We start from the raw sequence: 1,010 nt of genomic DNA, 5'->3' as shown, positions 1-1,010 counted from the left end.
AGTTCCCTAAACTTTTCAGGCTGTAAAAGCATTTCTGCAATACGTACAGCAAATTGCTGATAGCTTTCTGTACCTTGTGAATACTTAGACATTTCGGGCATTTCAGACATTTTGTTTGCAAATAAATGACGTTGTGCATCGGTCATTTTTATAAAAAAGTCAGGTGTGTTTGGATCTCGCTTGAGGTCTTTCGGTTTTTCAATTTTCGGCTGTTGCTTTTGCTTAAACTTAAATGAAAAGCCGCTAATAGTGCGCCCTTTTTTATGTTGTTCTACTTTTACAGTTATATCAGTGTGTTCATTGATTTGTTTGATTGCTGGTTCTAGCACACGGCTTTTAAAGTTATTCATTGCCGTGTATTCATTATCGCCTACGCCTAATCTATTTCTAAATTCTGATAGCTCAATCCCAGGTACTTTACCTGTAGCTCGCCAAGCTATCAGCATTTCATAAAGCCTTATAGCGTACTTGCTTGTAAGCTGTGCGACTTGCTTCAGTTGGTAGCTTGTAAAATGCTGCTCAAGCCTTGTGATCAATGGTACAACGTCAGGCGCAAACGTAACTTCTAAGGTTGCTGTCGCATCAATATACTTAATACGGCTTACCCATCTTGACCTTACTACACCTAAATTTCCTTGCTTGTCAGGTTCTTTAAATGAGAATTGACGATCAAACAGGTTATTTACGGCTTCTTTCAACGCTTTATAAGCACCGCTATTGCTCACATCAAAACGACTAGCGTAGTCGTGTGCGTGAATTTCTAATTTGCTATCAGATGTAATGCCTTGCCCAGTTTCCCTAGCATTAATAATCGCTAAAAGGATTAAGCGCTGTTCTGTTACTTCAAGGTTGTAACTCGCATTAATCAAGGCGTTATCTTTCACAACAAGCTCGTTTTTCATATTAAAAGGGTTCAATTATATTTATAAAGATACACATTACACCAATGTATCAATAGATACAATTCCTATAATGGTGCTAAATGCGGAGTAATTGTATCTTTATAACGG

The 1,010-nt window shown here is 37.7% G+C and carries 1 protein-coding gene; it reads right to left on the bottom strand.

All coding sequences use genetic code 11. The features are described 5' to 3' along the window. Positions 1–902, bottom strand: a 902-nt coding sequence (gene repM, locus FTV34_RS17735; RefSeq protein ID WP_180070947.1) for a replication initiation protein RepM, incomplete at its 3' end; no start/stop codon positions are given. Between the last annotated feature and the right edge of the window lie 108 nt (positions 903–1,010).

This window comes from Acinetobacter sp. YH16038 (assembly GCF_013417275.1).
Classification (GTDB): Bacteria; Pseudomonadota; Gammaproteobacteria; order Pseudomonadales; family Moraxellaceae; genus Acinetobacter.
Note: the sequence above shows the minus strand (reverse complement) of the source record. Positions and strands in the feature narration are given on the sequence as shown.